Below are 25778 nucleotides of genomic sequence, written 5' to 3' on the forward strand. Positions count from 1 at the left end.
TTCGTGGGCCCGGGGGCCTCGTCCCCGGGCCCACCCGCGTCACCGCAACAGCACCCGCGGCTCCCCGGCCCCGTCCAGCTCCAGGACCCACACGTCGTTCGCGCCCTCGCGCAGCACGGGACCCGGCACGTACAGGGCCTCCTGCGGGCCCGTCGACCAGTAGCGGCCCAGACAGAACCCGTTCACCCACACGAAGCCCCGCCCCCAGCCCGGCAGTTCGAGTGACGCGTCCCCCGCCCCCGACACCTCGAACGAGCCCCGGTGCAGGCCCCTGCCCTCGCCCTGTGATGCCTGCGACGGCAGACCCGCCACCGCCGACGCCGTGAACGCGTCCAGGCGCAGCCCCCGCGCCCGCACCCCGTGCAGGAACTGCCGCTCGTGCAGCAGCCCGCCCGTGATCCCCTTCGGCTCACCCGTGCGCGGCCCGTAGTTGACCCGCCCGAGCGACTCCACCCACAGCTCCACGCGCGCGTGCCCCGCGACCTCCCCGGCGAGCCGAGGCTCCTCCTCCGTGAGCACCCCGGCCCGCGCCCCGTCGACGTACACGACCGCCAGATCCCGCAGCCCGCGCGCCAGCAGCGGATACGGCCGCCGGGGCCCCGGCACCGTCACCGCGTACCGCACCAGGCCACGGTCCACGTCCAGGTCCTCGAACGACGGCGGCACCGCGTACTCCGCCTCCGGGCCGCCCAGCGCCTCGAGCACCCCGTCCAGGGCCGTAAAGGCCGTCAGCTCCGCCGCGACAGGACCCGCGAGCGCCGCGGGCCGGGGCGGCACCTCCGGCAGCGGCCCCTCCGCATACGCGGAGAGCACCTCACGGAACAGCCAGAACTTCTCCGTCGGCCGGCCGAACTCGTCGACCGGCGCGTCATAGTCGTACGACGTGACATCCGGCTCAAGGGGACCGTCGTGCAGCGCGCCACCACCCCGGTTCGCACCCGCCCAGCCCCCGAAACTCGTCCCGCCGTGCGCCATGTACAGATTCACCGACGCCCCGCACTCCAGGATCTCCCGCAGCGCGTCCGCCGCCTCCCGCGGATCCCGTACGACATGGTCCGCACCCCAGTGGTCGAACCACCCGCACCAGAACTCCATGCACATCAACGGCCCCGACGCCCGGTGCCTCCGCAGCGTCGCGAACGCCTCACGCGCGCGTGACCCGAAGTTCACGGTCGCCGGCACCCCCGGCACCGAACCCCCGGTCAGCATGTGGTCCTCGGGCCCGTCCGACGTGAACAGCGGCACCGTCACCCCCAGCCGCACCAGCAGATCGGCGAGCGCCCGCAGATAACGCCGGTCCGAGCCGTAACTGCCGTACTCGTTCTCCACCTGCACCATGAGCACCGGACCACCCCGGTCCACCTGCCGTTCCACGACCTGCGGCAACAACACCGAGAACCAGCGCTCCACCGCCGCCAGGAACTCCGGATCCCTGGTACGCGCGCGTGCCTCCAGCCGCCCCGTCACCCAGTGCGGCAGCCCCCCGTTCTCCCACTCCGCGCAGATATAGGGCCCCGGCCGCACGATCGCCCACAGCCCCTCGCTCCGGGCGGCGTCCAGAAAACGCCCCAACGCCCCCACGTCGTGCACCTCACCCGGACGCGACTCGTGCAGATTCCACGGCACGTACGTCTCCACACAGTTCAGGCCCATCGCCCGCAGCATCCGCAGCCGGTGCGCCCACTGCTCCTCGTGCACCCGGAAGTAGTGCAAGGCCCCCGACAACAGCCGCACCGGCCGCCCGTCCACCTCGAAGCCGTCCTCGCCCACCCGGAAATCCGTCATCACGTGCTCCTCCGCGCCTGATGGGCACATCACCCACCGGCCGCCACCCTCACCTCTGGCGGCCGACCCGGTCCATGGACAAAGATCGGCCGGTGTTGGACGGGGACGCCCGCACGCATCACCACGGGAGGGGACACATGCCCACGTACCACACCTGGATGCGGTACTTCACGCCCAGCCCGGCCCACCACCGCCTCGGCCTCGTCTGCCTCGGCGTCGGACTCCAGCACGGCCTGCTGCCCACCGTCGGACCCCGCACCCTCGACCACCACGTCGCCGTCGTCGTCACCGCCGGCAGCGGCTGGTACCAGGATCCCGACGGCCGCCGCCGCACCGTCACCGCACCCGCCCTGATCTGGCTCACCCCAGGACGCCCCCACCACTACGGCGCCGACCCCGACACCGGCTGGGACGAATGCTTCGTCGACTTCACGGGACCGGCCACCACCACCTACACCGAACTCGGCTACATCGAACCCGACCGCCCCCTCGTACCCCTCACCGACGCCGCCCACGCCCGAGCCGCCGTCGGCCGCATCGCCCGCGCAGCCCGCCGCGGCAACCCCTTGTTGGAGGTCGAGACCGGCGCCGCAGTCCACGAACTCCTCGTCGCCCTGCGCCGCGCCCGCGCCGACCTCGCCCAGGGCGGCGACCCCGTCCTGACGGCCCTCGCCCGCGACGCCTTCCAGCCGCTGTCCGTCGCCGCCCACGCCGCCCGCCACGGCATGACCCCCGCCGCACTGCGCACCGCCGTCCGCCGCGGCGCCGGATGCAGCCCCAAGGACTACCTCCTCGGCATCCGCCTCGGCCGCGCCAAGGAACTCCTCGCCGCCACCGAACTCCCCGTCGCCGCCATCGCCCGCCGCGTCGGCTACGACGACCCCGCCTACTTCTCCCGCCTGTTCACCCGCCGCGTCGGCACCGCCCCCGTCCGCTTCCGCGAACAACAGGGCCGCGCCGTACCCGGCGGCTGGTCCGACAAGATCCCCGACCCCGACGACCCACCCATGCTCCACGTAGGCTGATCCGTCATGACCACCAGCAAGCCCAACGACAAGCCGGCAGCAGACCCGGCCGTCCGCGCCGAGCTCGCCCGCCTGCGCGACAGCATCGACAACATCGACGCCGCCGTCGTCCACATGCTCGCCGAGCGCTTCAAGTGCACCCAGCAGGTCGGCCACCTCAAGGCCGAACACGACCTCCCCCCGGCGGACCCGGCCCGCGAATCCCGCCAGATCGAACGCCTCCGCCAACTCGCGGAAAACGCCAAACTCGACCCGGCCTTCGCGGAAAAGTTCCTCAACTTCATCATCAGCGAGGTAATCCGCCACCACGAGCAGATCGCAGAGGACACCAAGCGCTGATCCACATTGAGCCCCTGCGGCGGGTGAGCCGATCAAGCCCCGCCGGCGATTGAGGCGCGGGGCCCGGGGCAGAGCCCCGCGACCGCAACCCCGGCAGGCCGCAACAAGATCCACCCTGTCCCGATGTCGGTGGCATGCGGCAGCATGACCGCATGCCCGTACTGACACGCAGCGAAGCGCAGACCCGAGCCCAGCTCATCGACGTCGAGCGATACACCGTCGCCCTCGACCTCACCGTCGGCGACGACACCTTCGACTCCCGCACCGTCATCCGGTTCACCGCGCACACCGCGGGTGACACCTTCGTCGAGGTCAAGCCCGCCGACCTGCGCTCCGCCACCCTCGACGGGCAGCCCCTCGACCCCGCCGCCCTCGCCGACAACCGGCTCCCCCTCACCGGCCTCACCGAAGGCCCCCACGAGCTGCGCATCGACGCCTCCATGCGCTACTCGCACACCGGCGAGGGCATGCACCGCTTCACCGACCCCACCGACGGCGAGACGTACACGTACACGCAGCTGTTCATGGAAGACGTCCAGCGCGTCTTCGCCGCCTTCGACCAGCCCGACCTGAAGGCGCGCTTCGACCTCACCGTCACCGCACCCGAAGGCTGGACCGTCCTCGCCAACGGCGTCACCGAACACCTGGGGGAGGGCACGTGGCGCGCCGCCACCACCCCCCTCCTGTCCACCTACCTCGTCGCCGTCGCCGCGGGCCCCTGGCACTCCATCCGCACCGAACACCGCGGCCTCCCCTTCGGCCTGCACTGCCGCCGCTCCCTCGCCCCGTACCTCGACGCCGACGCCGACGAAATCCTCGACGCCACGCGCGCGTGCTTCGACCGCTACCACGAGAAGTTCGAGGAGCCCTACCCCTTCGACTCCTACGACCAGGCGTTCGTCCCCGAGTTCAACGCCGGCGCCATGGAGAACCCAGGACTCGTCACCTTCCGCGACGAATTCGTCTACCGCTCCGCCGTCACCGACACCGAGCGCCAGACCCGCGCCATGGTCATCGCCCACGAGATGGCCCACATGTGGTTCGGCGACCTCGTCACCCTCAAGTGGTGGGACGACATCTGGCTCAACGAGTCGTTCGCCGAATACATGGGCTACCAGACCCTCACCGAGGCCACCCGGTACACCGACACCTGGATCGACTTCGGCGTCGCCCGCAAAACCTGGGGATACGACGCCGACCAGCGGCCCTCCACCCACCCCGTCGCCCCCGAATCCGTGCCCGACACGGCCTCCGCGCTCCTCAACTTCGACGGGATCTCCTACGCCAAGGGCGCCTCCGCGCTGCGCCAGCTCGTCACCTGGCTCGGCGAGAAGGACTTCCTCGCCGGCATCAACACCCACTTCAAACGCCACAAGTTCGGCAACGCCACCCTCGCCGACTTCATCGAATCCCTCGCCTCCGGCACCGAACGCGACGTCCACGCCTGGGCCGACAGCTGGCTGCGCACCACCGGAGTCGACACCCTCACCACCTCGGTCACCGAGGACGACGGCACCTGGACACTCACCGTCGACCGCGAGGGCAGCCGCCCCCACCGCATCGCGATCGGCCTGTACGATCACGCCCCCGCCGGCGCCCACGGATTCGTCCTGCGCGAACGCCTCGACGCGGAAGTCCCCTTCAACGAGCGGGAGTTGACGTTCAACGGCCCGCGCCCCGCCCTGATCGTCCCCAACGACCAGGACCTCACCTACGCCAAGATCCGCCTCGACGCCGCATCCGAGGAAGCCGCCCTGCGCGGCCTCGCCGGCATCCCCGACGCCCTCACCCGCACCGTCGTGTGGAACACACTGCGCGACATGGTCCGCGACGGCGCCCTCGCACCCGCCACCTACCTGGAGGCCGTCGCCGCCCACCTCCCCGAGGAGAGCGACCTCGCCCTCGTCCAGGGCGTCCTCGCTTTCGCGCACACCCAGGTCGCCGACCGGTACACCCACCCCGCCGACCGACCCGAGGCCCTCGACCTCATCACCGCCCTGTGCGAGGACTTCGTCCGCCGCACCGAGGACGGCAGCCACCCCGGGCTCCGCCTCACCGCCGTACGCCACCTCATCGACGCCGCCCGGCACGCCGACGTCATCCGCGACTGGTACGACTCCGGGGCCGTTCCCGGCGGACCCGAACTCGACCCCGAACTGCGCTGGCGCATCCTGGGCCGGCTCAGTGTCCTCGGCGCCGTCGACGAAGCCGTCATCGAGGCCGAACTCGCCCACGACCCCAGCGCCACGGGACAGGAGGGCGCCGCCCGCTGCCGCGCGTCCCTGCCCGACCCGCAGACCAAGGCGGAGGCCTGGGCCGCGATGTTCACGACGAACCCCGACGACGACCTCTCCAACTACCTCTTCGCCGCCACCGCCCAAGGCTTCTGGCAGCCCGAACAGACCGACCTCCTGCGGGGCTACGTCCCCCGCTACTTCACCGACGCCATCGAACTCGCCGCCCGCCGCGGCCCCGCGATCGCCGAGGCGGCGGGCCGCCACGCGTTCCCCGTGTACGCCATCGACCCGGAGACGCTCCGCGTGGGCGACCAGCACGTGGCGGCGGCCACCCCCGCCCTGCACCGCAAACTCGCCGACCAACTCGACGACCTCCGCCGCGCGTTGCGGGTCCGCGAGGCGTAGACCGGGGGCGTCGGAACGACGTGGTGCCGCTCGTTCCGTTCCGGCGTGGCGCGGGCTCCGGCGGCCGCTGCAAGGCGGTCGCCTGATCGCCGGGGATGGAACCTAGTCCAGGCCCAGTGACCGGACCAAGTCGAGCATTTCAGCGCGATGCAGGGCGGCCGGGTTGCCCGCGACAGGGTGGATGTGGCCGTCGATCTCCAGGGCCACCAGGCCATGCATCCGGCCCCAGACGCGCAGCGCGAGCGCTGCCGCGGCGGGCGGCACGTCCGGGAGGTCGTCCTGGATCTTCGCGACGTAATCCGGGTGAAGGTCGGACCAGGAGGTGTCCTCGGGCTGGTGGTCCCGGGCGTGGGGCCATGCGGCGGCCACCAGGCGGGTGAGCTCACGGCACACGCGACGTGCCGTCTGGTCCACCGGCCCGGCCTCGGGGGCCTGGTAGCCGGGGACGGGGCGGCCGTAGAAGAGCCGGAAGCTCTCCGGGTGCGCCAACGCCCATTCCCTCAGGGCCTGCCCCCATGCCAGCAGCTTGCCGCCGGGGTCGGTGTCGGGCACGGCGTTGCTGGCCGTTTCCACCGCCTCCGCGAGCGAGGTGCCGATCCCGCTGATCAGTGCCGTGATCAGGTCGTCCCGGGTGGGGAAGTAGCTGTAGATCGCGCGGGCGGTCATCCCCATCTCGCGGGCGATGCCACGCAGTGAGATCGCTCCGGGCCCTCCTTCCGCCATCTGCCGCAGTGCGATGGCCTTGATCTCCCGGGTTGTCTCGATCCGCAGCCGCTCCCTGCGGCTCATCACGCCCGGGACGTGTTCGCCTTCGTCGATGCTCACCTCGAAAGGCTACAGGGGTGCGATAGTCTTCGCCGTGACATTAGTACACGCCGTGTCCAAAAGACGGGAATCTCATGCCCGCTTACGTCATCGTCAACGCCGATGTACTCGACGAGGAGGCCGGCTTGGCCTACGCACCCGTGGCCCAGCAGTCCATCCTCAGCCACGGTGGCCATTACCTCGTCGCGGGACCCACGCCCGAGCCCGTCGAAGGCAACTGGGACTCCTCCCGGTTCGTGGTCATCGAGTTTCCCGACATGGACCGGATCCGGGAGTGGTACGACTCCCCCGAGTACCGGCGGGCCCGGGAGATACGGGGGGACAAGGTCCGGGTGGGCATGCTGTTCGTCGAGGGAGCACCGCCTGAGGGCTTCTCCCTCCCGGCCTAGGACCTGTCCGATGGGTCGTACGAGCTGATCAGGGGCCTGGCGCGTCGAGTTCGACGAGATGGTCGATCCTCGCTGTGCCGAGATGGAGAGACGGTCCGCCGACGCCGGCATGGACACGTTGACCTTGTTGCCGCTGACGACCCCCTTCCTCCAGTTGACCGACGCCGAAGCACGGGGGGCGCCGAGGACAAGCTGATGCCGGGGCCTTCCACTCCGGGCGGAGCCATAGGTGGATCGCCGCCACGGTGACCGTTCCGTGAAAGACGTACGCCCGCTTCTCGAACCCCGTGGGCCGACCGCCTTGGCCGCCGCGGCGCCGGTGGTTGGCCCGTTGGTCCCCCGGCTCGGGGATCGTGGCTTGATCTGGCGTCTGCGCAGGTGACTCCGGGTGCGTCCGACCACCGCTCCCACCAAACCCGCCCCCCGGAGGGGCTTAGCACAGGACCGCCCCCACCCACCCCCGCCCCTACCACTTTCGGGTCAGCTTCCCCGGTACGGCGGACGCATCAGCAGGCAAAAGGCAAGCTGATGCATCACGTACGCCAACCACGCAAAGGACCCGTATGCGCAGCACGCCGCCCCTCGCCGGAGGTACCCAAGGCCCCGACGCTCTGCGGCCGTTGCTCGCCACCGTCCTCGACGCTCTGCACAAAGGTGCCGCCCACCGAGGCGGCCCCCTCCCGGCCGGCGGCCCCGAGGCCGTCACGGCGCAACTCCACCACGACGTAGGAGAGTTGCTGCCCACGCACGGCACAGGCGCGGAAGACGCGCTACGCACCCTCGTCACCGCCCTCGCCGAAGGCGCCGCGGACCCCGCCGACCCGCTCTGCGCGGCCCACCTGCACTGCCCGCCGCTCGCCGTCGCCACCGCCGCCGACCTCGCCGCGAGTGCCCTCAACCCCTCCATGGACTCCTGGGACCAGGCCCCCGCCGCCTCCGCCCTCGAAGCCCTCGTCACCACCACCCTCGCCCACGAGGTCTACGGCCCCCACGCCCTCCACCGCCCCCACGGCGCCGACGCCCCCCACACCCAGGACGCCCACACCCAAGACCCCCACGCCCTCCACCGCCCCCACGCCCACACCCAAAGCCCCCACTCCCAACCCCCCACCCCCGACGCCCTCGTCACCACCGGCGGCACCGAAGCCAACCAACTCGCCGTCCTCCTCGCCCGGGAAGCCGCGGAGGCCGCCGCCCCCGGCGAACCCGTCCACCTCCTCGTCGGGGCCAACGCCCACCACAGCCTCACCCGCGCCGCCTGGCTCCTCGGCCTGCCCGAACCCGTCATCGTGCCCGCCCCCGCCGGCACCCTCGACCCCGCCGCCCTCGACGAAGCGCTCACCGCGCTCCCCGGCCCCAAACTCGTCGCCGCCACCGCGGGCACCACCGACGCCGGACTCATCGACCCGCTCCCCGAGATCGCCGACCTCTGCGAACGGCACGGCGCCCGCCTCCACATCGACGCCGCCTACGGCGCAGGCGCCCTCTTCAGCCCCCGCGAGGCCCCCAAACTCCACGGCCTCGCCCGCGCCCACACCGTCGCCCTCGACCTGCACAAACTGGGCTGGCAACCCGTCGCCGCCGGCATCCTCGCCGTCCGCGACACCAGCGAGACCACCGCCCTCGCCCACCAGGCCGACTACCTCAACGCCGACGACGACACCGAAGCCGGGCTGCCCGACCTCCTCGGCCGCTCCCTGCGCACCACCCGCCGCCCCGACGTCCTCAAAACGGCCGTCACCTTCAAAGCCCTCGGCCGCACCGGACTCGCCGCCCTCGTCGACCAGGTCACCGCCCTCGCCCACCACCTGGCACGACTCATCGACGCACACCCGCGCTTCGAGCTGTACGACACCCCCACCCTCACCACCGTCCTCTTCAGGCCCACCGGCGCCACCGACGAGCGCATCGCCGCGATCCGCCGCACCCTGCTCACCGAGGGCCGCGCCGTCCTCGGCCGCGCCCGCATGGACGGACAGCTCCACCTCAAAGCCACCCTGCTCAACCCGCACGCCACCCCCGAAGACCTCACCGCCCTCCTGGAACTGGTGGAAGGACACACGCCCCGATGACAGCCGCCCCCGCCGGGCCCACCCCCAAGCCCGCCACCCCGCCCACCGAGGAACCCCGCGACCTCGTCGGCATCGGCATCGGCCCCTTCAACCTCTCCCTCGCCGCCCTCGCCCACCCCCTCACCGAACTCGACACCGCCTTCTACGAACAACGCCCCGACTTCCACTGGCACCCCGGCCTCCTCATCGAAGGCGCCACCCTCCAAGTCCCCTTCCTCGCCGACCTGGTGACCCTCGCCGACCCCACCAGCCACTGGACGTTCCTCAACTACCTCAAGACCCGCGAACGCCTCTTCCCCTTCTACTTCGCCGAGCGCTTCCACATCCAGCGCGCCGAATACGACGCCTACTGCCGCTGGGTCAGCGAAAACCTCCCCGGACTCCACTTCTCCCACCAGGTCGACGCCGTCCGCTGGAACACCGAACGAGCCCTCTTCGAAGTCGACTTCACCCAACTCGACGCCGAAGGCGAAGCCGAAGCCCTCGGCCGCACCTACACCAAGAACGTCGCCATCGGCGTCGGCACCGCCCCCTACGTCCCCGAACCCCTCAAACCACTCGCCGACGCACCCGCCGTACCCGTCGTCCACTCCGCCGACTACCTCACCCACCGCGCACGCCTGCTCGCCGCCGACCACATCACCGTCATCGGCAGCGGCCAATCAGGCGCCGAAATCTTCCTCGACCTGCTCCGCGCCCGCCCCGCAGGCCGCGAAAAGATCACCTGGCTCGCCCGCAGCGAAGCGTTCGCCCCCATGGAATACAGCAAACTCGGCCTCGAACACTTCACCCCCGACTACAGCCACTACTTCCACCACCTCCCCGAAGCCGAACGCGACCGCCTCGTCCCCGCACAGTGGCAACTCCACAAAGGCATCGACGCCGACACCATCGCCGCCATCCACGAAGAGCTCTACCAGCGCACCCTGAACGGCGGCTGGCCCGACGCCACCCTCACCCCCGGCGTCAGCGTCCGCACCGCGGGCCGCGTCGCCGGAACCAAGGTCGAACTCCACCTCGAACACCGCCAACAGGGCACCCGCTCCCGCCTCACCACCGACGCCGTCGTCCTCGCCACCGGCTACAAAGAACGCCCCCTCAGCGGCATGCTCACCGGACTCGACCCCTACCTGCGCCGCGACCAGTCCGAACGCCCCACCATCGACGACCGGTTCCGCCTCGTCCTCGACGACCGCGTCCAAGGCTCCGTCTACGTACAGAACGCCGAACGCCACACCCACGGCGTCGGCGCCCCCGACCTCGGACTCGCAGCCTGGCGCAGCGCCACCATCCTCAACTCACTGACCGGAAAGAACCCCTACCCACAGCCCCGACGCACCGCCTTCACCACCTTCGGCCTCGCCGGAAACGACCACCGCGCCCCCCTGCCCGGACAACAGACAGGAGAGCGCGGCACCATGGTCAAACTCCAGGACTGAACCCACCCGGGGCCCCAGGAATCACGACGGACTCACGACAGAGTCACGACGCGAAGACCGGCGTTCCCTCCCGCGTCAACCGCCAGTCCACCGAAGCGAAATCGGCCGGATCGAGGACGCCCTTCGCCGTCACCCACTCCGCGATCCGCGTCCGGATCTCCGTCGACTCCGACCACAGCTCCTTCGCCGCCGCCACATGCGGGAACGCGCCACCACCGTTCGCCCGATAGTTGTTCACCGCGAACACGAACTGCGCCGAGTCGTCCAGATCCTTCCCCTCGAACTTCAGGTTCTTGATCCGCGCACCCGCCGCCTGCGCGATGTCGATGTCGTACGACAACCCCGACACATAGTCGTAGTTGTAGTCCGGCCGATTGCCCGCGTTCGTCAGCTTGTCCACATCCACCGCGGCGCCCGCCGCCGTCCGCACGAAATACTCCGCCGAGTACTCCAGATACGCCCGCACCTGCGCACCCGTCATCGCCTTCGCCACCAGCGTGTTGTCGTACACATACAAGCTCGACAGATCCCGGATCGTCACATCACCCGCGGGAATCTCCGACGTACGCGAGAACGGCGACGCCTGCGAAAGCACCGGCAGCTTCGCGTACTCCGTGCCCTCCAAGGCCTTCGCCACCACATCCGTCTGCACCTTGTTGATCAAATCGATGATCGGCGCATCCTTGTAGCGGGCATCAACCGTCGTCAGCGTCTGCTTCGCCGTCCCCACGACCTGATTGACATACGCCACCACCACCTCGTGCTGCTCCCCGAGCAGCTTCGAGATCTCCGGATCGTCCGCCACCGCATTCGTGTTCCGCAGCGACGCCTTCACCGACTCGACGACCCAACGACCCCTCTCCCACACCAGGTCGAAGTCGAACAACGTCAACCGCTCCGCATAACAGAGCGGTTCGGACAGCACGATCGCCTTGCCCGTCTCCTCGTTCGTCACCAACTGCTGCTCGATCTCGACGTGCGCGTGCCCCACGAGGATCGCGTCGACCCCCGGCACCAGCCTCGCGACATTCGCCGCCGCGTTCTCCACGTACGGCACCTGATCCCCGTACGAAGACTGCCCCGACGCCCCCGAATGCGCCGACACGATCACCACGTCCGCGCCCATCGACCGCAGCTTCGGCACCCACTTCGCCGCCTGCTCCTCAAGCCCGGGAAACTTCAACACACCCTGCACATACGCCTTGTCCCAGATCGCGATCCCCGGATTCGTCAGACCCAGGACCGCCACCTTCACGTCCTTGCCGTGCGGGGTGCGCAGCCGCTTCATGAAGTACGGAGGAAACGCCGGCCTCTCCGTCTTCGCGTCCACCGCGTTCGCGCCAAGGAGCGGAAACTCGCACTGCGACTCGAACTTCCGCAGCGTCTCGATGCCGTAATTGAACTCGTGATTGCCCAGCGCCACCGCGTCGTACCCGATCGCGTTCATCGCCCGCGCCATCGGATGTACCGGACCACCGGCCGCCGTGATCGGATCGACCTTCGCGTAGTAGTACGTCAGGGGGGTCCCCTGAATCGTGTCCCCCGCGTCGATGAGCAGGGTGTTCCCCCGGCCCTTCTCCTCGCGCACCTGATCCACCAGCGTCGACACCCGCGCCAGGCCCTGCGCGTTGCCCGCCGCGTCCGCGTAGTCCGCGTTCTTGAAGTAGTCCCAGTTGAAGACATGACCGTGCAGATCCGTCGTCCCCATCACGGTGAACGCGTACCGCTTCTTCGGCCGGTTCCTCGGCTTCGCCCCCGCCGCGGAAGCGGGCGCGGCCACCGCACCCGTCAGGGCCACCCCGGCACCGGACGCGGCCGAACTGGCGAGAAAGGATCTACGGTCCAACGACATCGACGTCTCCTCGTCTACGTGTACGCCATAGCGACGCGCGTAGATTCTTGCTCACCAACCCCAACTCGCAACAGCCTCACGAGGTTTCGTTTCGATGATGACAAGGTGGGCCCATGACCAACGACCCCCATCACACCGCCACCCCCGAAGCCCCCCGGATCGCGGTCCGCGGCGAGGCCCACATCGAAGCCGAACCCGAGATCGCCCGCATCGGCATCACCGTCGCCGCCCGCGGCACCGACCGCCGCACCGCCCTCGAAGACCTCACCCGCCGCAACACCCACGTACTCGACCTCATCAAGGGCTACGGCGACGCCATCGACAAAACCGCCACCGGCGCCCTCTCCATCACCCCCGAACTCACCAAACGCGGCCGCGGCGAACGCATCCGCACCTACCACGGCCGCGTCCACATCACCGCCGACCTCACCGACTTCACCGCACTCGGCGAACTCACCACCCGCCTCGCCGACCTCGACCTCACCAGCGTCGACGGCCCCTGGTGGTCCCTGCGACCCACCTCACCCGTCCACGCCCAAGCCCGCCAACAGGCCGTCCGCGAAGCCGTCCAGCGCGCCCGCGAATACGCCGAAGCCCTCGGCACCACCCTCGCCGCCCTCATCGAAATCGCCGACATCGGCGCCGACAACCCCATGGCCGACCGCCCCATGCCCCCGCCCGGCGCCATGCGCATGGCCGCCTTCGCCGGCGCCGACGCGGAACCCGCCCCCGCCCTCGACCTCGAACCCCAACGCCAGCGCGTACGAGCCGAGGTCAACGCACGCTTTACGATGCACCCACCGACGCTCTGACCCACACGGTGAGCCGCAGGCCGACCCACCCAGCCGCTCATCAGAGCGCAGTGTCGCCCAAATTCAACCCTTGTCAATAGCCCTTCACGTAAAGGTTGTTGAGTAGTCATGACCGACCAATTCTCTACCCGTCGGTAAGGTCTAGGGTCGAAAGCATGCGCCGAGCAAAGATCGTCTGCACCCTGGGCCCCGCCACCGACTCGTACGAGCAGATCAAGGCACTCGTCGAAGCCGGAATGGACGTAGCCCGCTTCAACCTCAGCCACGGCACCTACGCCGAACACGAGGAGCGCTACCAGCGCGTGCGAAAGGCCTCCGACGAGACCGGCCGCAGCGTCGGAATCCTCGCCGACCTTCAAGGCCCGAAGATCCGACTCGGCCGATTCAGCGAAGGACCCGTACTACTCGAACGCGGCGACGAGTTCACCATCACCGTCGAAAGCGGAATCCAAGGCGACCGCCAGACCTGCGGCACCACCTACGACGGCCTCGCCGAAGACGTCACCACCGGCGAACGCATCCTCGTCGACGACGGCAAAGTCACCCTCGAAGTCACCGGAGTCGACGGACCCCGCGTCCGCACCCGCGTCATCGAAGGCGGCATGGTCTCCGACCACAAGGGCCTCAACCTCCCCGGCGTCGCCGTCTCCGTCCCCGCCCTCAGCGACAAGGACCAGGAAGACCTCCGCTGGGCCCTGCGCACCGGCGCCGACGTCATCGCGCTCTCCTTCGTCCGCAGCGGCCGCGACATCGAAGACGTCCACCGCATCATGCAAGAAGAAGGCCGCCACCTCCCCGTCATCGCCAAGGTCGAAAAGCCCCAGGCCGTCGACAACATCGACGACATCGTCGCCGCATTCGACGGCATCATGGTCGCCCGCGGCGACCTCGGCGTCGAAATGCCCCTCGAACAAGTCCCGATCGTCCAAAAGCGCGCCATCAAACTCGCCAAGCGCAATGCGAAGCCCGTCATCGTCGCGACCCAAATGCTCGACTCGATGATCGACAACTCCCGCCCCACGAGGGCGGAGGCGAGCGATGTGGCGAACGCCGTCATCGACGGCACCGACGCCGTCATGCTTTCCGGTGAAACCAGCGTCGGCAAATACGCCATCGAAACGGTCAAGGTCATGGGCCGCATCGTCGAAGCGGCGGAAGAGGACATCCTCGCCAAGGGCCTCCCGCCGCTCACCGAACGCAACAAGCCCCGCACCCAGGGCGGCGCGGTCGCCCGCGCGGCAGCCGAAATGGGCGACTTCCTCGGAGCCAAGTTCCTCGTCGCCTTCACGCAGTCCGGCGACACCGTCCGCCGGCTCTCCCGCTACCGCTCGCCGATCCCGCTCCTGGCCTTCACCCCGGAGGCGGCGACGCGCTCGCAGCTCAACCTCACGTGGGGCGTGGAGACGTTCCTGGGGCCGCACGTCGACTCCACCGACGCGATGGTCGCGCAGGTCGACGAACAACTCCTGAAGATCGGCCGCTGCAAGAAGGGTGACGTCGTCGTCATCACGGCGGGCTCACCTCCGGGTGTGGCGGGCTCCACGAACCTGGTCCGCATCCACCACATCGGCGAGGACGACAGCCCGAAGTAGGGGTGCCCGGTCAGTACTTGGGGCCGATGTGGGCGTCCATGAAGACTACTGAGCCCTTTCGGGCGACCGAGATGGTGACCGCGGCCCGGCTCTGGTTGAGCGTCTTCCACTCGACGTCGAGCCGGTCGAGGGTGTCGGTGTAAAGCCGGATGATGTCGGCGGACGTGTTGGTGAAGAAGTACCGCGGGTACTCGTACCGCTTGCGCTCTCCGTCGATGATCCGGGTCGTCCAGTTCGTGACCCGGCATCCGTCGGAGTGGACGAGTCCCCGGACGAACTCCCACGGGTGGGCGTCGACGATCTCCTGCTGCCAGGGGGCGAGGGTGATCTTGCGCTCGTGCTTCTTGCCGGGCCCGTGCTGTGGGAAGAGACAGGGCCAGTGTCGGCTGTAGCCGACGACGGAGGTGTATCCGATGGCCTGGACCCGGGCGCACTTGCCGCTCGGGTTGATGGACCGCATGGCGGTGGCGCACAGCTCGATGAGGCCGGGGTAGGCGTCGGCGCAGGCGATCCGGAGGAAGTAGCCGGAGCGCGCCCCGGCGCTGATGCAGCCGTCGCCGAGGTAGAGCCCCAGCAGGTAGCTGTACGCCGCCGTGTCGGCAGGCAGCTCGGGCTCCGGTCCGCAGCGGACACACGGCACGGCCTGGGGCAGCATGCGGGGGAGCGGCTCGATGCGTGTCTGCCAGGCGCGGAGTGCGGCTCTGGAGACGCCCGTCTCCTTGCTCACCGAGTTGAGGCTGCGTCCCTGCGCGACCAGCGCCAGTGCTCGCTTGCGTGTACCCATGTCGTACATGTGGGCACTCTGCGTGCCGACGGTCCGCGACACGCAGCAAAGAGCGGATGTTCACGAGAACGTGAGCATCCGCTTCAGGGTGGCGACCTTCGAATCGAAGGAAAAGTGCCCCGGGTGGGACTCGAACCCACACTGGATCGTGTTTGAGACGATGGCCTCTGCCGATTGGGCTACCGGAGCTCCTGCGAATCGAAGGAAACCCTCGACCCGCTGCTCACCCACCTTACCGCAGCTAGGTAGGCTCTTGTCAGCAGTACCCCCGCCCTGCTTAACCAAGGAGCGCCCCCGTGACCGCCCCCGAGACGCCCGAGCCCGTAGACGCAGTCGACGACGACAAGTCGCACGTCCCGCCGCTGACGACCCGCGTCGTCATCGCCGAGGACGAGGCCCTCATCCGCCTCGACCTCAAAGAGATGCTCGAGGAAGAGGGCTACTCCGTCGTGGGCGAGGCCGGCGACGGCGAGCAGGCCGTCGAGCTGGCCCGCGAGCACAAGCCCGACCTGGTGATCCTCGACGTGAAGATGCCGAAGATGGACGGCATCAGCGCGGCGGAGAAGATCGCCGGTGAGTCGATCGCCCCGGTTCTGATGCTGACCGCGTTCTCGCAGCGCGACCTGGTGGAGCGTGCGCGCGACGCCGGCGCGATGGCGTACCTCGTGAAGCCGTTCAGCAAGAGCGATGTCGTTCCGGCCATCGAGATGGCCGTGTCCCGGTTCACGGAGCTGAAGACGCTGGAGAACGAGGTCGCGGACCTTACGCAGCGCCTGGAGACGCGGAAGCTGGTGGACCGGGCGAAGTCGGTGCTTCAGACGGAGTACGGGCTGACGGAGCCGGCGGCGTTCCGTTGGATTCAGAAGACGTCGATGGACCGTCGTCTTTCGATGCAGCAGGTTGCCGAGGCGGTCATTCAGGACGCCGAGGAGAAGAAGGCGTCGAAGGGCTGAGACCCGGCTGATGCCAATGTGGCCCGTGTCCCTTGGAGGGGCACGGGCCACATTCACGTAAAGCCATCAGTCCTCGCCGAGGTAGGCCTTCCGGACGGATTCGTCGTGGAGCAGGCTTTCGCCGGTGCCCGACAGCACGATGGAGCCGACCTCCATCACATGCCCCTGGTCGGCGAGGGACAGGGCCGCCTGGGCGTTCTGTTCGACGAGCAGGATGGTGGTGCCTTGGGCCTTGAGTTCGTTGATGGTCGCCATGATCTTCTGCATCATGATCGGCGACAGGCCCATGGACGGTTCGTCCAGCATCAGGAGCTTGGGCTGGGACATCAACGCCCGCCCCATGGCCAGCATTTGCTGCTCGCCGCCGGACAGTGTTCCGGCCGCCTGCTTCCGTCGTTCGCCCAGGATGGGGAACAGTTCGTACGCCCGCTGCATGTCCTTTTCGACGGCTGCCTGGTCGCGGCGGAGGAACGCTCCGAGCTGGAGGTTCTCCATGATCGTCAGGCGGGGGAAGATGCGACGGCCTTCGGGGGAGTGGGCCAGCCCCATGGCGACGATCTTGTGTGCGGGGACGGAGGCCAGTGGCTGGCCCGCGAAGCTGATCTTGCCGGCCGAAGGTTTCAGCAGTCCCGACAGCGTGCGCAGAGTTGTCGTCTTGCCCGCACCGTTGGTGCCGATGAGGGTGACGACCTGGCCCTCCTCCACGCTGAAGGAGATTCCTTTGACGGCTTCGATCTTGCCGTAGGCGACCTTGAGGTCCTCGACCTCGAGCAGAGCGGTCACTGGTCGTTTCCTTCCCCGCCGGCCTGGGCCTCCGCGGCCTGGACCTCTTCGATGGCGGTGTCTTCGGGGGCGCCTTCGAAGGGGGTGCCGAGGTAGGCGGCGATGACGCGTTCGTCGCCCTGGACGACTTCGCTGGTGCCTTCGACGAGTTTTTCGCCTTGGACGAGGACGGCGACGCGGTCGCAGAGGTTGAAGATGAAGCGCATGTCGTGCTCGATGACGAGGACGGCGATGCCCTTGTCGCGGATGGCGATGACCAGCTCTTCGGTTGCGCGGGTTTCCTGGGGGTTCATGCCCGCTGTCGGCTCGTCCAGCAAGAGGAGCCCGGGTTCGCTGGCGAGTGCCCGCGCGATTTCCAGCTTCCGCTGTTCTCCGTAGGGGAGGTTGCGGGCGAGGTGGTCGCGTTTGTGGGCGAGGCCGATGAAGTCGAGGAGTTCCATGGCGCGTGCTTCGCTGCCGCGTTCGGCTCTTTTGAAGCCGGGTCCGCGCAGGAGGGCCGACCAGAGGCCTTCCTTGGTGCGGGTGTGGCGGCCGACGAGGACGTTTTCCAGGACGGTCATGTTGGCGAAGAGGCGGATGTTCTGGAAGGTGCGGGCGACGCCTGCCTGGGTGACGAGGTGGGATTGGGGCGGGAGGACGTTGCCCTGGTAGGAGACGCTGCCTTCGGTGGGGACGTAGAGGCCGGTGAGGCAGTTGAAGAAGGTGGTCTTTCCGGCGCCGTTGGGGCCGATGAGGCCGACGATTTCGCCCTGGTCGACGTTGAGGTCGACGTTGCGTACCGCGGTGAGGCCGCCGAAGCGCATGGTGACGCCGCTTGCCTGGAGCACTGTGGCCGTGTTGGTCGGTGTCGTCATCGGGATCACGCTCCTGCCTTGGTGGGTGCCGTGGTGGCGGTGCCGGGCAGGCTCGTTTGTTCGGGGATGTCGAGTTGGCCGGTGTCGTGGAATTCGAGTTTCTTGCGGCGGTCGGCGATGAGTCCTTCGGGGCGGAAGCGCATGAGGAGGACGAGTGCGACGCCGAAGAGGAGGAGTTGGTAGTCGCCGATGAACTGGAGTTTCGCCGGGATCAGGTAGAGGAGTGCGGCGCCGATGAGGGGGCCGCTCACGGTTCCCATGCCGCCGAGGATGACGGCGGCGAGGAGGAAGGCGGAGTTGGGTGGTGCGTTTTCGACGAAGACGTACTGGTCGGGGGTGACGGAGTACTGGATGTGGCCCTGGACGGCGCCGGCCATGCCGGCGAGGGAGGCGCCGAGGGCGAAGGCGAGGAGTTTGAGGCGGAAGGCGTTGATGCCCATGGCGCGGGCGGCGGTCTCGTCTTCGCGGATGGCGACCCAGGCGCGGCCGATGCGGCTGGCGCCGGCGCGGCGGAAGACGGTCACGACGATGATCGTGAAGAAGAGCATCAACAGGTAGTAGTTGGCGAATCGGCCGAGGTCGACGCCGAGGACGGTGTGGGTTTCGCCGAAGTCGAACCCGAAGATGACGAGGTCGGGGATGTTGGCGATGCCGTTGGGTCCGTTGGTGACGTCGGGGCCGGATTGGCCGTCGAGGTTGTTCATGGTGATGCGGAAGATCTCGCCGAAGCCGAGGGTGACGATGGCGAGGTAGTCGCCGCGCAGTCGCAGGGTGGGGGCGCCGATGAGGACTCCGAAGAGGAGTGAGGCGCCTGCGCCGGTGAGGACGGCTGCCCAGAAGGGGAAGTGGACGCCGATGGTGGAGTCGGCGGAGCCGGAGACGAGGGCGGCCGCGTAGGCGCCGACGCCGAGGAAGGCTACGTAGCCGAGGTCGAGGAGTCCTGCGAGGCCGACGACGACGTTGAGGCCGAGGGCGACGGTGGCGAAGACGAGGATGTTGGCGGCGACGTTGGTGTAGGTGTCGTTGGACTGGGTGAAGGGGAAGGCGGCCGCGGCGACGAAGGCGGCGGTGAGGGCGATGGTGCGGTGTTTGTTGGTGAGGGTGGTGATGCGGGCGATGAGGCCGCTCTTGGTGAGGGCGGTGCCGCCGAAGAGGACGAGGATGAGGTAGCCGACGAAGAGTTCGCCGTATTCGGTGTCGATGCCGTACGTAAAGACGTAGAGGGCGAGGCCGAAGGAGACGGCGATGATGAGGATTTCGGCCCAGGCGGGGAGGGTGGTGCTGCTGGGGCGCGGGGGTGGTGCTTTGAGGGTGTTGCGGAAGCGGGCCCAGGGGCGGGTGGCTTCGTCGTCCTTGACGTCGGCGGGGAGGCCGAGGGCGAGGACGGTGGTGGCGAGGGCGGTGATGCCTGCGATCCAGGCGCCTGGTTCGAGGTTGGCGGTGCCGCCGAGCGAGGCGGAGATGGCGCCCATGGTGTAGCCGGTGGTGCCGAGGGTGCCGAGGGCGAAGAGGAGGGTGGGGGCGGTGCTGCCGCCGGGGGTGAGCCAGCGCAGGCCTCGGGTGCCGAGTCCGGAGAGGGCGAGGAGCAGGGTGAGGAGTGCTCCGATGAGGGTGAGGATCTGGAGTCCGCCGGGGTAGCCGGTGACGGTGAGGTCGCCGGGGAATTCGTCGGTCCAGGTCCAGGCGAGGAAGGTGCTGGCGGCGGTGGCGAGGGCGGCTGCGGCGGTGCCGTAGCGGGCGGCCTTGTCGGGCAGCGGGATGAGTGCCTGGGGCGTTTGGGTGGTGATGGTGTCTGTCATGGTGATCACGCCCTGTCCGCGACGCGTTCTCCGAGCAGGCCCTGGGGGCGCAGCAGGAGGACGAGGATGAGGAGGACGAAGGCCCAGACGTCCTTCCAGGCTCCGCCGCCGAGGAGTTCCATGCCGGGGATGTCCTGGATGTAGGCGGTGGCGAGGGCTTCGGCGAGGCCGAGGGCGAGGCCGCCGATCATGGCGCCGTAGATGTTGCCGATGCCGCCGAGTACGGCTGCGGTGAAGGCTTTGAGGCCGGCGATGAAGCCCATTTTGAAGCCGACTTGGCCGTATTTGAGGCCGTAGGCCATGGCTGCGACTGCTGCGAAGGCGCCGCCGATGGCGAAGGCGGTGACGACGATGCGGTCGGTGTTGATGCCCATGAGCTTGGCGGTGTCGGGGTCTTGGGAGGTGGCTTGCATGGCGCGGCCGGTGCGGGTCTTGGCGACGAAGAAGGCGAGGGCGGCCATGCAGATGGGGGCGGCGATGATGAGGAAGATGTCGCCGCGTTGGAGGTTGAAGGCGCCGAGGTCGAAGGGGCCGCCCTTGAACTGGGGGAAGGTGCGGTCGGACTTGGCGTTGGGGTAGAAGGCCCAGATCGCCTGCTGGAGGGCGATGGAGAGGCCGATGGCGGTGATGAGGGGTGCGAGGCGTGGTGCGTTTCTGAGGGGCCGGTAGGCGAAACGTTCCGCGCCGACGGCGATGAGGACGGAGCAGGTGATGCCCATCAGGAGCATGAGGGGCAGGGCGATGGCGAGGTTGGTGCCGGTGGGGAGCCAGAGCCACATGGTGAGGGCTCCGAAACCGCCGATCATGTATATCTCGCCGTGGGCGAAGTTGATGAGCTGGATGATGCCGTAGACCATGGTGTAGCCGACGGCTATGAGGCCGTACAGAGCTCCGAGGATCAGGCCGTTGACCAGCTGCTGCGGCAGATCGTGCACCGCTGGGCCTCCGAAAGTGGGGTCAAGTGCGGGGACGCGGAGGGCTGTTGGTGGGTGCTCCCCGCGTTTTGGGCCGGGTGGGGGAGCGGCCGGGGTCCTGCCGGCCGCTCCCCGGGGGTTCTACTGCTCCAGCTCGCCCGTCTTGACGGGGACGATCTGGCCCTTCTTGACCTGGTAGACGGTGAGCGTCTTGTTGGTGGTGTCGCCGTACTTGTCGTAGGAGACCTGGCCGGTCACGCCGTTGAAGCTGACCTTCTGGGTGGCTTCGGTGATCTGCTTGCGGGCTTCCTTGAAGTCGCTGGGCAGCTTGCCGTCGTTCTTGGCGACGACGGACTTGACGGCCTGGATGATGGACCAGGCGGCGTCGTAGGAGAGGCCGCCGTAGGTCTCGTAGGGCTCCTTGTAGCCGGCCGCCTTGTAGTCGGCGATGAACTTCTTGGCGGTGTCGAGCTTGGCGACGGGGGCGCCGACGGAGGTGGCGAAGTCGCCGTTGGCCGCGGAGCCGGCGAGCTTGACGTAGTCGGCGCTCTGGAGGGCGTCGCCGCCGATGACGGGGATCTTGGCGCCGGCGTCCTTGATCTGCTTGGAGAGCGGGGCGCCGTTGGGGTATTCGCCGCCGAAGTAGACGAAGTCGGCTCCGGAGTTCTTGACCTTGGTGGAGATGGCGCCGAAGTCGCGGTCGTCCTTGTTGATGTGGTCGCTTGCGACGACCTTTCCGCCGAGCTTCTTGAACTCGTCGCGGAAGGTCTGGGCGAGTCCCGCGCCGTAGGTGAGCTTGTTGTCGATGACGTACACCTTCTTCAGCTTGAGCTGGTTGTAGGCGTACTGGGCGGCGAAGGGGCCCTGGAGTGCGTCGGTGGTGGCGGTGCGGAAGTAGGTGTCGAAGGGACGCTGCTTGGACTTCAGGTAGTTGGTGCCCTGGGTCAGCGTCGGGTTGGTGTTGGCCGGTGAGATCTCGACGAGGCCGGCGGCGTCGAAGGTCTTCTGCATCGACTGGGCGACGTTGGAGTTGAGGGGTCCTACGACGCCGAGGACGTCTTCCATGCCGGCGAGTTTGGTGGCGTTCTGTCCACCGGTGGACGCGTTGGCGACGTCGTCGAGCGGTTCGGTCTTGAAGGTGACGCCGGGGACTTCCTTGTTCTTGTTGGCGATCTTCGCGGCCAGGTGGACGGAGTTCTTGATGCCGAGTCCGATGGCCGAGAGGTCGCCGCTGAGGGGGGCGTCCACGCCGATGACCACGGTGGTCTTGCTGCCGCCGCTGGACTTCTTGTCGTCGTCGCGCGATCCGCAAGCGCTGAGTGTGAGTGCTCCGGTGGTGAGCACGGCGGTGAGTATGAGCAAAGAACGGTGTCGCACGATCATTCCTCTCCCTGGCGCGACCCCCTGGTCCAGGGGCCGTGTGTCTCGCCGGGCCGTACGGAGTGGTACAGGGGCCGTGCAAGTGGAGCGCCCGGCGGCGCGGTGACTGGCCGTGACTATAAGCGCAGGTGGCGGGGTGGAGCGTGGGTGCGGAAGAGGCTGTGACGTTCTTGTTATGCCGGGGCGTGCCGGTTGGGCGCGAAAGACCAAGATCACCTCAAGTCCCGTAGTGGAACGGGGTGTTCTCAAGATCGATTCGGTCGCGTACGCCCCGTGATCGGCGACAGGGCTGCGCGGTGCGACGTTCGCATTGCTTCGTTGCGGCAGAGGTAACCGAGTGTTACCGCTGTGTGAGTTCGGTGGGAGGCTCTTCGCAGCGGGCGCGCAGCAGGGTGAGCAGGTCGTGCGGGTAGCGGTCGACGAAGATGAAGCTGTGCGGCTCCCTGGCTCTCCGGTTGGCCAGTGTGAGGTCCAGGTAGGCCATGTCGAGGGCGCGGGGCAGGGCGGAGCAGGCGCGTACGTCGATCCTCACGGTGAGGGTGCGCGGGGATCCGGGTGTGACGTCGAGGGGTGGCCGGGGTGTCGTGGTGACGGCCAATCGGGGGTCTCCGGCCCTTATGTGACTGATCGTCACGGTAGTGCCGTGGTCGACGCGGGCGGTGAAGCGGAAGCCGTCGCCGTGTGGTCCGGCGTAGGTCAGGTGGGTGACCTGGGCGGGCCAGGGGTCGGGTGGCGGTGGGGCGGGCCGTTCGGGGCGGGGCAGGAGGAGGGTGCCGGCGACGGCGGCCGCGGTGGCCGCCGCGGCGAGGAGGAGGCGGCGTCTGCGCGGGGGCAGGGCGGCCCAACGTTCGTACGGGCGTGGGGTGTCGGTGCCGACGATGTCGGTGGGGTGCGGCGCGAGGGGGTGGCTGTCGGCCGCCGGTTCGTGCGGCTCGACGGGCCCGATGCCGGTCATGCTCGACGGTAGGGCGGAGGGGGCGGGTCCGCCAATGCGGGCGCGGGTCTGCGGGGTTGGGGATTTTTCCGCCAACATCGTCTCGGGCGGCTGGAGTTGGCGAGGCCCTCTGGTCGGGTGGGGCGTGGCGCGGTGGAATACCTCACGTCACCTCCCGTCCCGTGAGTGAACTCCCCGAACGCGCCCTTGGAGGCACGATGGCGAGATCCACCGGTAAGAGACGCTTCGGCCTGGCCCTGGTGTGTGCGCTGGCGGCGGCGGTGGCCGCCCCGTCCGCGTATGCCGTGCAACCCTCCGCCGGTCGGGCGGAGTTGAGGATCGAGGATCGTGAGACGCAGCCCGTCTTCTCGCGTGCGGACGCCGTGTCGCAGAAGGTCGACGTGCAGACGGAGGCCGACAGTGACGGTGACGGGAAGCGTGACACGGTGCGCATGCGGATCCTGCGGCCCAGGGAGACGGAGACGGCGGGCCTGAAGGTCGCCACGATCGTCGAGGCCAGCCCGTACTGGGCGGGTGGCAACGATGTCCCGAACCATGTCGTCGACCTGGACGAGGACGGGCTTCCGGAATCGGGGGGCCGGTTCCGGCAGGAGCCCGGAAGGGCCGGGTTGGCGGGTCCTGCCGTGGCGTACGGCGGGTACTACGACAACTACTTCCTGCCGCGCGGCTATGCCGTGGCCGAGGTCGACAGTCTCGGTACGGGCGGCTCCACCGGCTGTCCGACCTCGGGCGGCCGCAACGAGACGCTCGGCGCGAAGGCCGCGATCGAGTGGCTGAACGGCCGCGCCAAGGGCTGGGACACCGACGGCAAGCCCGTGCGGGCCGACTGGTCGACCGGTGACTCCGCGATGATGGGGATCTCCTACAACGGCACGCTGCCGACCGCCGTCGCCAGTACGGGAGTCGAGGGCCTCAAGGCGATCGTGCCGATCTCCGGGATCTCCTCCTGGTACGACTACTACCGCGCGAACGGCGGGGTCGTGGCGCCCGGCACGTTCCAGGGCGAGGACACCGACGTGCTCGCCCGGTACGTGTACTCGCGGGCCGACCGGGAGATCTGCAAGCCGGTGCTCGACGCGCTGGAGCGTGATCAGGACCGGGTGACCGGCGACTGGTCGCCGTACTGGCAGGAGCGCGACTATCTGAAGGACGCCCGCCGGATCAAGGCGGCGACGTTCGTCGTGCACGGCCTCAACGACTGGAACGTGAAGACGAAGAACGCCGGACAGTTGTGGGAGGCGCTGAAGAGGAACCATGTGCCGCGCAAGCTGTGGCTGCACCAGGCCGGGCACGCCAATCCGATGCCGCTGCGCATGGAGGAGTGGCTGAGCCAGGTCCACCACTGGTTCGACCACTATCTGTACGGCATCGACAACGGCGTCACGAAGGAGCCCCGGGTCGACGTCGAGCAGGCCGACTTCGGCTGGAAGCAGCAGAGCGACTGGCCCGCGGCCGGTACGCGCTCGACGACGCTGCGGATGCGTGCCGACGGGGCGCTGGGGAGCGCGGCCGGCCCGAAGCGGGTGCAGTCGCTGACCGACGCGGGCCGTACGGTCGCCGCGGAAGAGCTGGTGACGTCACCGGACGCGGCGAACCCGAACCGGCTCGCGTACACGACGGGGGCGCTCGGCGAGGACGTCCGGCTGAACGGTGTGCCGGAGGTCGATGTGCGGGCCTCGCTGGCGGGGACGTCGCCGTACGTGACGGCGCTGCTCGTCGACTACGGGCGGGACACCCGGGCGACTTCGGGCACGGTCACCGACACCTCGCAGCAGGTCTGCTACGGCGAGGGCGTGCCGGGGCTCGCCGGTGAGACGGGCTGCGCGTACCGCACGAAGCACCGCACGGAGACCGCCGACTTCAAGATCGTGACGCGGGGCTGGCTCGATGCCCGCAACCGGACGTCGTACGAGCGGCAGTCCAAGGTCGTCGAGGGCCGCGAGTACCGGTTGAAGTGGGACATGCAGCCCGAGGACTACGTCTTCAAGGCCGGGCACCGGCTCGGCGTCGTCCTGATCTCCACCGATTACGACTACACGCTGCGCTACCCGGCGGGCACGAGGATGACCGTGCGCGCCGGGGACAGCTCGGTGACGCTGCCGCTGGCACCTACGCCGTAGGCGCGTTCGGCGCTTCCTTGAGCATGCAGGTCAGGCGGGCCGAGCAGACCCGCCTGTCCTGCTCGTCGGTGATCACGATCTCGTACGTCGCCGTGGAGCGGCCGCGGTGCAGCGGCGTGGCGACGCCGGTGACGAGGCCGGAGCGGGCGCCGCGGTGGTGCGTGCAGTTCAGGTCGACGCCGACGGCGATCTTGCCGCTGCCGCCGTGCAGCATCGCGCCGACGGAGCCGAGGGTCTCGGCGAGGACGGCGGAGGCGCCGCCGTGCAGCAGCCCGTAGGGCTGCGTGTTGCCTTCGACGGGCATGGTGCCGACGACGCGCTCGGCCGAGGCCTCCTTGACGTCGATGCCCATGCGCGTGCCGAGGTGGCCGGCGGAGAACAGGGCGACGAGGTCGATGCCGAGTGCCGCGTACTCGTCGATGACCTCTTGGGGGAACTGCGTGTGGTTCTGCTCGCCCATGGCG

At 69.0% G+C, this 25778-nt stretch carries 21 protein-coding genes, 1 tRNA gene and 1 pseudogene; 10 read left to right on the top strand and 13 right to left on the bottom strand.

Annotated features, from left to right (window positions below):
* Positions 1-39 precede the first annotated feature (39 nt).
* Positions 40-1785 (bottom strand): glycoside hydrolase family 35 protein, encoded by a 1746-nt coding sequence (locus tag ACNYS0_RS29905; RefSeq protein WP_422477877.1) that lies wholly within the window; start codon positions 1783-1785, stop codon positions 40-42.
* A gap of 137 nt (positions 1786-1922) precedes the next feature.
* Here ACNYS0_RS29905 and ACNYS0_RS29910 point away from each other — a divergent pair, with 137 nt between their 5' ends.
* From ACNYS0_RS29910 to pepN, 3 genes are all read left to right on the top strand, one after another.
* Positions 1923-2810, top strand: a complete 888-nt coding sequence (locus tag ACNYS0_RS29910; RefSeq protein ID WP_422477879.1) for a helix-turn-helix domain-containing protein — start codon at positions 1923-1925, stop codon at positions 2808-2810.
* Between the two features lie 6 nt (positions 2811-2816).
* Positions 2817-3149, top strand: a complete 333-nt coding sequence (locus ACNYS0_RS29915) for a chorismate mutase (protein WP_422477881.1) — start codon at positions 2817-2819, stop codon at positions 3147-3149.
* Positions 3150-3301: 152 nt separating this feature from the next.
* The gene (gene pepN / locus ACNYS0_RS29920; protein ID WP_422477883.1) at positions 3302-5791 is read left to right on the top strand and encodes an aminopeptidase N; all 2490 of its coding nucleotides are present in this window, start codon (positions 3302-3304) and stop codon (positions 5789-5791) included.
* Between the two features lie 102 nt (positions 5792-5893).
* On the opposite strand, the gene ACNYS0_RS29925 is transcribed toward pepN, so the two are convergent.
* Complete coding sequence (locus ACNYS0_RS29925; protein ID WP_422477885.1) at positions 5894-6616, bottom strand: TetR/AcrR family transcriptional regulator; 723 nt, start codon at positions 6614-6616, stop codon at positions 5894-5896.
* A gap of 74 nt (positions 6617-6690) precedes the next feature.
* On the opposite strand from ACNYS0_RS29925, the gene ACNYS0_RS29930 reads away from it, so the two are divergent.
* Positions 6691-7005, top strand: coding sequence for a DUF1330 domain-containing protein (locus tag ACNYS0_RS29930; protein ID WP_422477887.1), 315 nt, complete (start codon positions 6691-6693; stop codon positions 7003-7005).
* A gap of 217 nt (positions 7006-7222) precedes the next feature.
* On the opposite strand, the pseudogene ACNYS0_RS29935 reads toward ACNYS0_RS29930, so the two are convergent.
* A pseudogene (locus ACNYS0_RS29935) lies at positions 7223-7455 on the bottom strand (IS5/IS1182 family transposase); the annotation flags it as partial.
* Positions 7456-7568: 113 nt separating this feature from the next.
* Between ACNYS0_RS29935 and ACNYS0_RS29940 the strand changes: the two are divergent.
* Together ACNYS0_RS29940 and ACNYS0_RS29945 are read left to right on the top strand one after the other, a co-directional pair.
* On the top strand, positions 7569-9077 hold the full coding sequence (locus tag ACNYS0_RS29940; protein ID WP_422477889.1) for a pyridoxal phosphate-dependent decarboxylase family protein: 1509 nt from the start codon (positions 7569-7571) through the stop codon (positions 9075-9077).
* On the top strand, positions 9074-10516 hold the full coding sequence (locus tag ACNYS0_RS29945) for a lysine N(6)-hydroxylase/L-ornithine N(5)-oxygenase family protein (protein ID WP_422477891.1): 1443 nt from the start codon (positions 9074-9076) through the stop codon (positions 10514-10516). The genes ACNYS0_RS29940 and ACNYS0_RS29945 overlap by 4 nt, the downstream gene beginning before the upstream one ends.
* Positions 10517-10559: 43 nt before the next feature.
* On the opposite strand, the gene ACNYS0_RS29950 is transcribed toward ACNYS0_RS29945, so the two are convergent.
* Positions 10560-12368 carry a bifunctional metallophosphatase/5'-nucleotidase gene (locus ACNYS0_RS29950; RefSeq protein ID WP_422477893.1) on the bottom strand — a complete coding sequence of 603 codons (1809 nt, stop codon included), beginning with the start codon at positions 12366-12368 and terminating at the stop codon, positions 10560-10562.
* A 113-nt stretch (positions 12369-12481) separates the two neighbouring features.
* Here ACNYS0_RS29950 and ACNYS0_RS29955 point away from each other — a divergent pair, with 113 nt between their 5' ends.
* Positions 12482-13180, top strand: coding sequence for an SIMPL domain-containing protein (locus tag ACNYS0_RS29955; RefSeq protein ID WP_422477895.1), 699 nt, complete (start codon positions 12482-12484; stop codon positions 13178-13180).
* A gap of 155 nt (positions 13181-13335) precedes the next feature.
* Positions 13336-14772: a pyruvate kinase gene (pyk, locus tag ACNYS0_RS29960; protein ID WP_422477897.1), complete on the top strand. Its 1437-nt coding sequence runs from the start codon at positions 13336-13338 to the stop codon at positions 14770-14772.
* Between the two features lie 10 nt (positions 14773-14782).
* Here the strand turns inward: pyk and ACNYS0_RS29965 are convergent, their stop codons facing one another.
* Positions 14783-15565, bottom strand: coding sequence for a transcriptional regulator (locus ACNYS0_RS29965; RefSeq protein WP_422477899.1), 783 nt, complete (start codon positions 15563-15565; stop codon positions 14783-14785).
* A 106-nt stretch (positions 15566-15671) separates the two neighbouring features.
* Positions 15672-15745 (bottom strand) — tRNA-Leu (locus tag ACNYS0_RS29970).
* Between the two features lie 107 nt (positions 15746-15852).
* Here ACNYS0_RS29970 and ACNYS0_RS29975 point away from each other — a divergent pair.
* On the top strand, positions 15853-16509 hold the full coding sequence (locus tag ACNYS0_RS29975) for an ANTAR domain-containing response regulator (RefSeq protein WP_266720737.1): 657 nt from the start codon (positions 15853-15855) through the stop codon (positions 16507-16509).
* Positions 16510-16575: 66 nt separating this feature from the next.
* On the opposite strand, the gene ACNYS0_RS29980 is transcribed toward ACNYS0_RS29975, so the two are convergent.
* The 6 genes from ACNYS0_RS29980 to ACNYS0_RS30005 all read right to left on the bottom strand — a co-directional run bounded on the left by ACNYS0_RS29980 (position 16576) and on the right by ACNYS0_RS30005 (position 23194).
* On the bottom strand, positions 16576-17292 hold the full coding sequence (locus ACNYS0_RS29980) for an ABC transporter ATP-binding protein (RefSeq protein ID WP_422477901.1): 717 nt from the start codon (positions 17290-17292) through the stop codon (positions 16576-16578).
* Positions 17289-18146, bottom strand: coding sequence for an ABC transporter ATP-binding protein (locus tag ACNYS0_RS29985; RefSeq protein ID WP_422477903.1), 858 nt, complete (start codon positions 18144-18146; stop codon positions 17289-17291). The genes ACNYS0_RS29980 and ACNYS0_RS29985 overlap by 4 nt, the downstream gene beginning before the upstream one ends.
* Positions 18147-18151: 5 nt before the next feature.
* Positions 18152-19945, bottom strand: a complete 1794-nt coding sequence (locus ACNYS0_RS29990; RefSeq protein ID WP_422477905.1) for a branched-chain amino acid ABC transporter permease — start codon at positions 19943-19945, stop codon at positions 18152-18154.
* Positions 19946-19950: 5 nt separating this feature from the next.
* On the bottom strand, positions 19951-20880 hold the full coding sequence (locus tag ACNYS0_RS29995; RefSeq protein WP_326017626.1) for a branched-chain amino acid ABC transporter permease: 930 nt from the start codon (positions 20878-20880) through the stop codon (positions 19951-19953).
* Positions 20881-21000: 120 nt separating this feature from the next.
* Positions 21001-22236: a branched-chain amino acid ABC transporter substrate-binding protein gene (locus ACNYS0_RS30000; RefSeq protein ID WP_422406709.1), complete on the bottom strand. Its 1236-nt coding sequence runs from the start codon at positions 22234-22236 to the stop codon at positions 21001-21003.
* Positions 22237-22579: 343 nt separating this feature from the next.
* On the bottom strand, positions 22580-23194 hold the full coding sequence (locus tag ACNYS0_RS30005) for a hypothetical protein (RefSeq protein WP_422477907.1): 615 nt from the start codon (positions 23192-23194) through the stop codon (positions 22580-22582).
* Between the two features lie 197 nt (positions 23195-23391).
* Here ACNYS0_RS30005 and ACNYS0_RS30010 point away from each other — a divergent pair, with 197 nt between their 5' ends.
* Complete coding sequence (locus tag ACNYS0_RS30010) at positions 23392-25314, top strand: Xaa-Pro dipeptidyl-peptidase (RefSeq protein WP_422477909.1); 1923 nt, start codon at positions 23392-23394, stop codon at positions 25312-25314.
* Here ACNYS0_RS30010 and ACNYS0_RS30015 read toward each other — a convergent pair.
* Positions 25304-25774, bottom strand: a complete 471-nt coding sequence (locus ACNYS0_RS30015) for a hotdog fold thioesterase (protein ID WP_422477911.1) — start codon at positions 25772-25774, stop codon at positions 25304-25306. The two genes, ACNYS0_RS30010 and ACNYS0_RS30015, sit on opposite strands and share 11 nt — an antisense overlap.
* Positions 25775-25778: the final 4 nt, after the last annotated feature.

Source organism: Streptomyces anthophorae (assembly GCF_049310305.1).
Taxonomy (GTDB): domain Bacteria; phylum Actinomycetota; class Actinomycetes; order Streptomycetales; family Streptomycetaceae; genus Streptomyces.

What these genes read in the sequence shown, in the direction of transcription:
- ACNYS0_RS30015 (WP_422477911.1), bottom strand. Translation starts at nt 25,774, where the DNA reads ATGGGCGAGCAGAACCACACGCAGTTCCCCCAAGAGGTCATCGACGAG.
- pepN (WP_422477883.1), top strand. Translation starts at nt 3,302, where the DNA reads ATGCCCGTACTGACACGCAGCGAAGCGCAGACCCGAGCCCAGCTCATC.
- ACNYS0_RS29950 (WP_422477893.1), bottom strand. Translation starts at nt 12,368, where the DNA reads ATGTCGTTGGACCGTAGATCCTTTCTCGCCAGTTCGGCCGCGTCCGGT.
- ACNYS0_RS29915 (WP_422477881.1), top strand. Translation starts at nt 2,817, where the DNA reads ATGACCACCAGCAAGCCCAACGACAAGCCGGCAGCAGACCCGGCCGTC.
- ACNYS0_RS29905 (WP_422477877.1), bottom strand. Translation starts at nt 1,785, where the DNA reads ATGACGGATTTCCGGGTGGGCGAGGACGGCTTCGAGGTGGACGGGCGG.
- pyk (WP_422477897.1), top strand. Translation starts at nt 13,336, where the DNA reads ATGCGCCGAGCAAAGATCGTCTGCACCCTGGGCCCCGCCACCGACTCG.
- ACNYS0_RS30010 (WP_422477909.1), top strand. Translation starts at nt 23,392, where the DNA reads ATGGCGAGATCCACCGGTAAGAGACGCTTCGGCCTGGCCCTGGTGTGT.
- ACNYS0_RS29990 (WP_422477905.1), bottom strand. Translation starts at nt 19,945, where the DNA reads ATGACAGACACCATCACCACCCAAACGCCCCAGGCACTCATCCCGCTG.
- ACNYS0_RS30005 (WP_422477907.1), bottom strand. Translation starts at nt 23,194, where the DNA reads ATGACCGGCATCGGGCCCGTCGAGCCGCACGAACCGGCGGCCGACAGC.
- ACNYS0_RS29930 (WP_422477887.1), top strand. Translation starts at nt 6,691, where the DNA reads ATGCCCGCTTACGTCATCGTCAACGCCGATGTACTCGACGAGGAGGCC.
- ACNYS0_RS29985 (WP_422477903.1), bottom strand. Translation starts at nt 18,146, where the DNA reads ATGACGACACCGACCAACACGGCCACAGTGCTCCAGGCAAGCGGCGTC.
- ACNYS0_RS29940 (WP_422477889.1), top strand. Translation starts at nt 7,569, where the DNA reads ATGCGCAGCACGCCGCCCCTCGCCGGAGGTACCCAAGGCCCCGACGCT.
- ACNYS0_RS29955 (WP_422477895.1), top strand. Translation starts at nt 12,482, where the DNA reads ATGACCAACGACCCCCATCACACCGCCACCCCCGAAGCCCCCCGGATC.
- ACNYS0_RS29945 (WP_422477891.1), top strand. Translation starts at nt 9,074, where the DNA reads ATGACAGCCGCCCCCGCCGGGCCCACCCCCAAGCCCGCCACCCCGCCC.
- ACNYS0_RS29910 (WP_422477879.1), top strand. Translation starts at nt 1,923, where the DNA reads ATGCCCACGTACCACACCTGGATGCGGTACTTCACGCCCAGCCCGGCC.
- ACNYS0_RS29965 (WP_422477899.1), bottom strand. Translation starts at nt 15,565, where the DNA reads ATGTACGACATGGGTACACGCAAGCGAGCACTGGCGCTGGTCGCGCAG.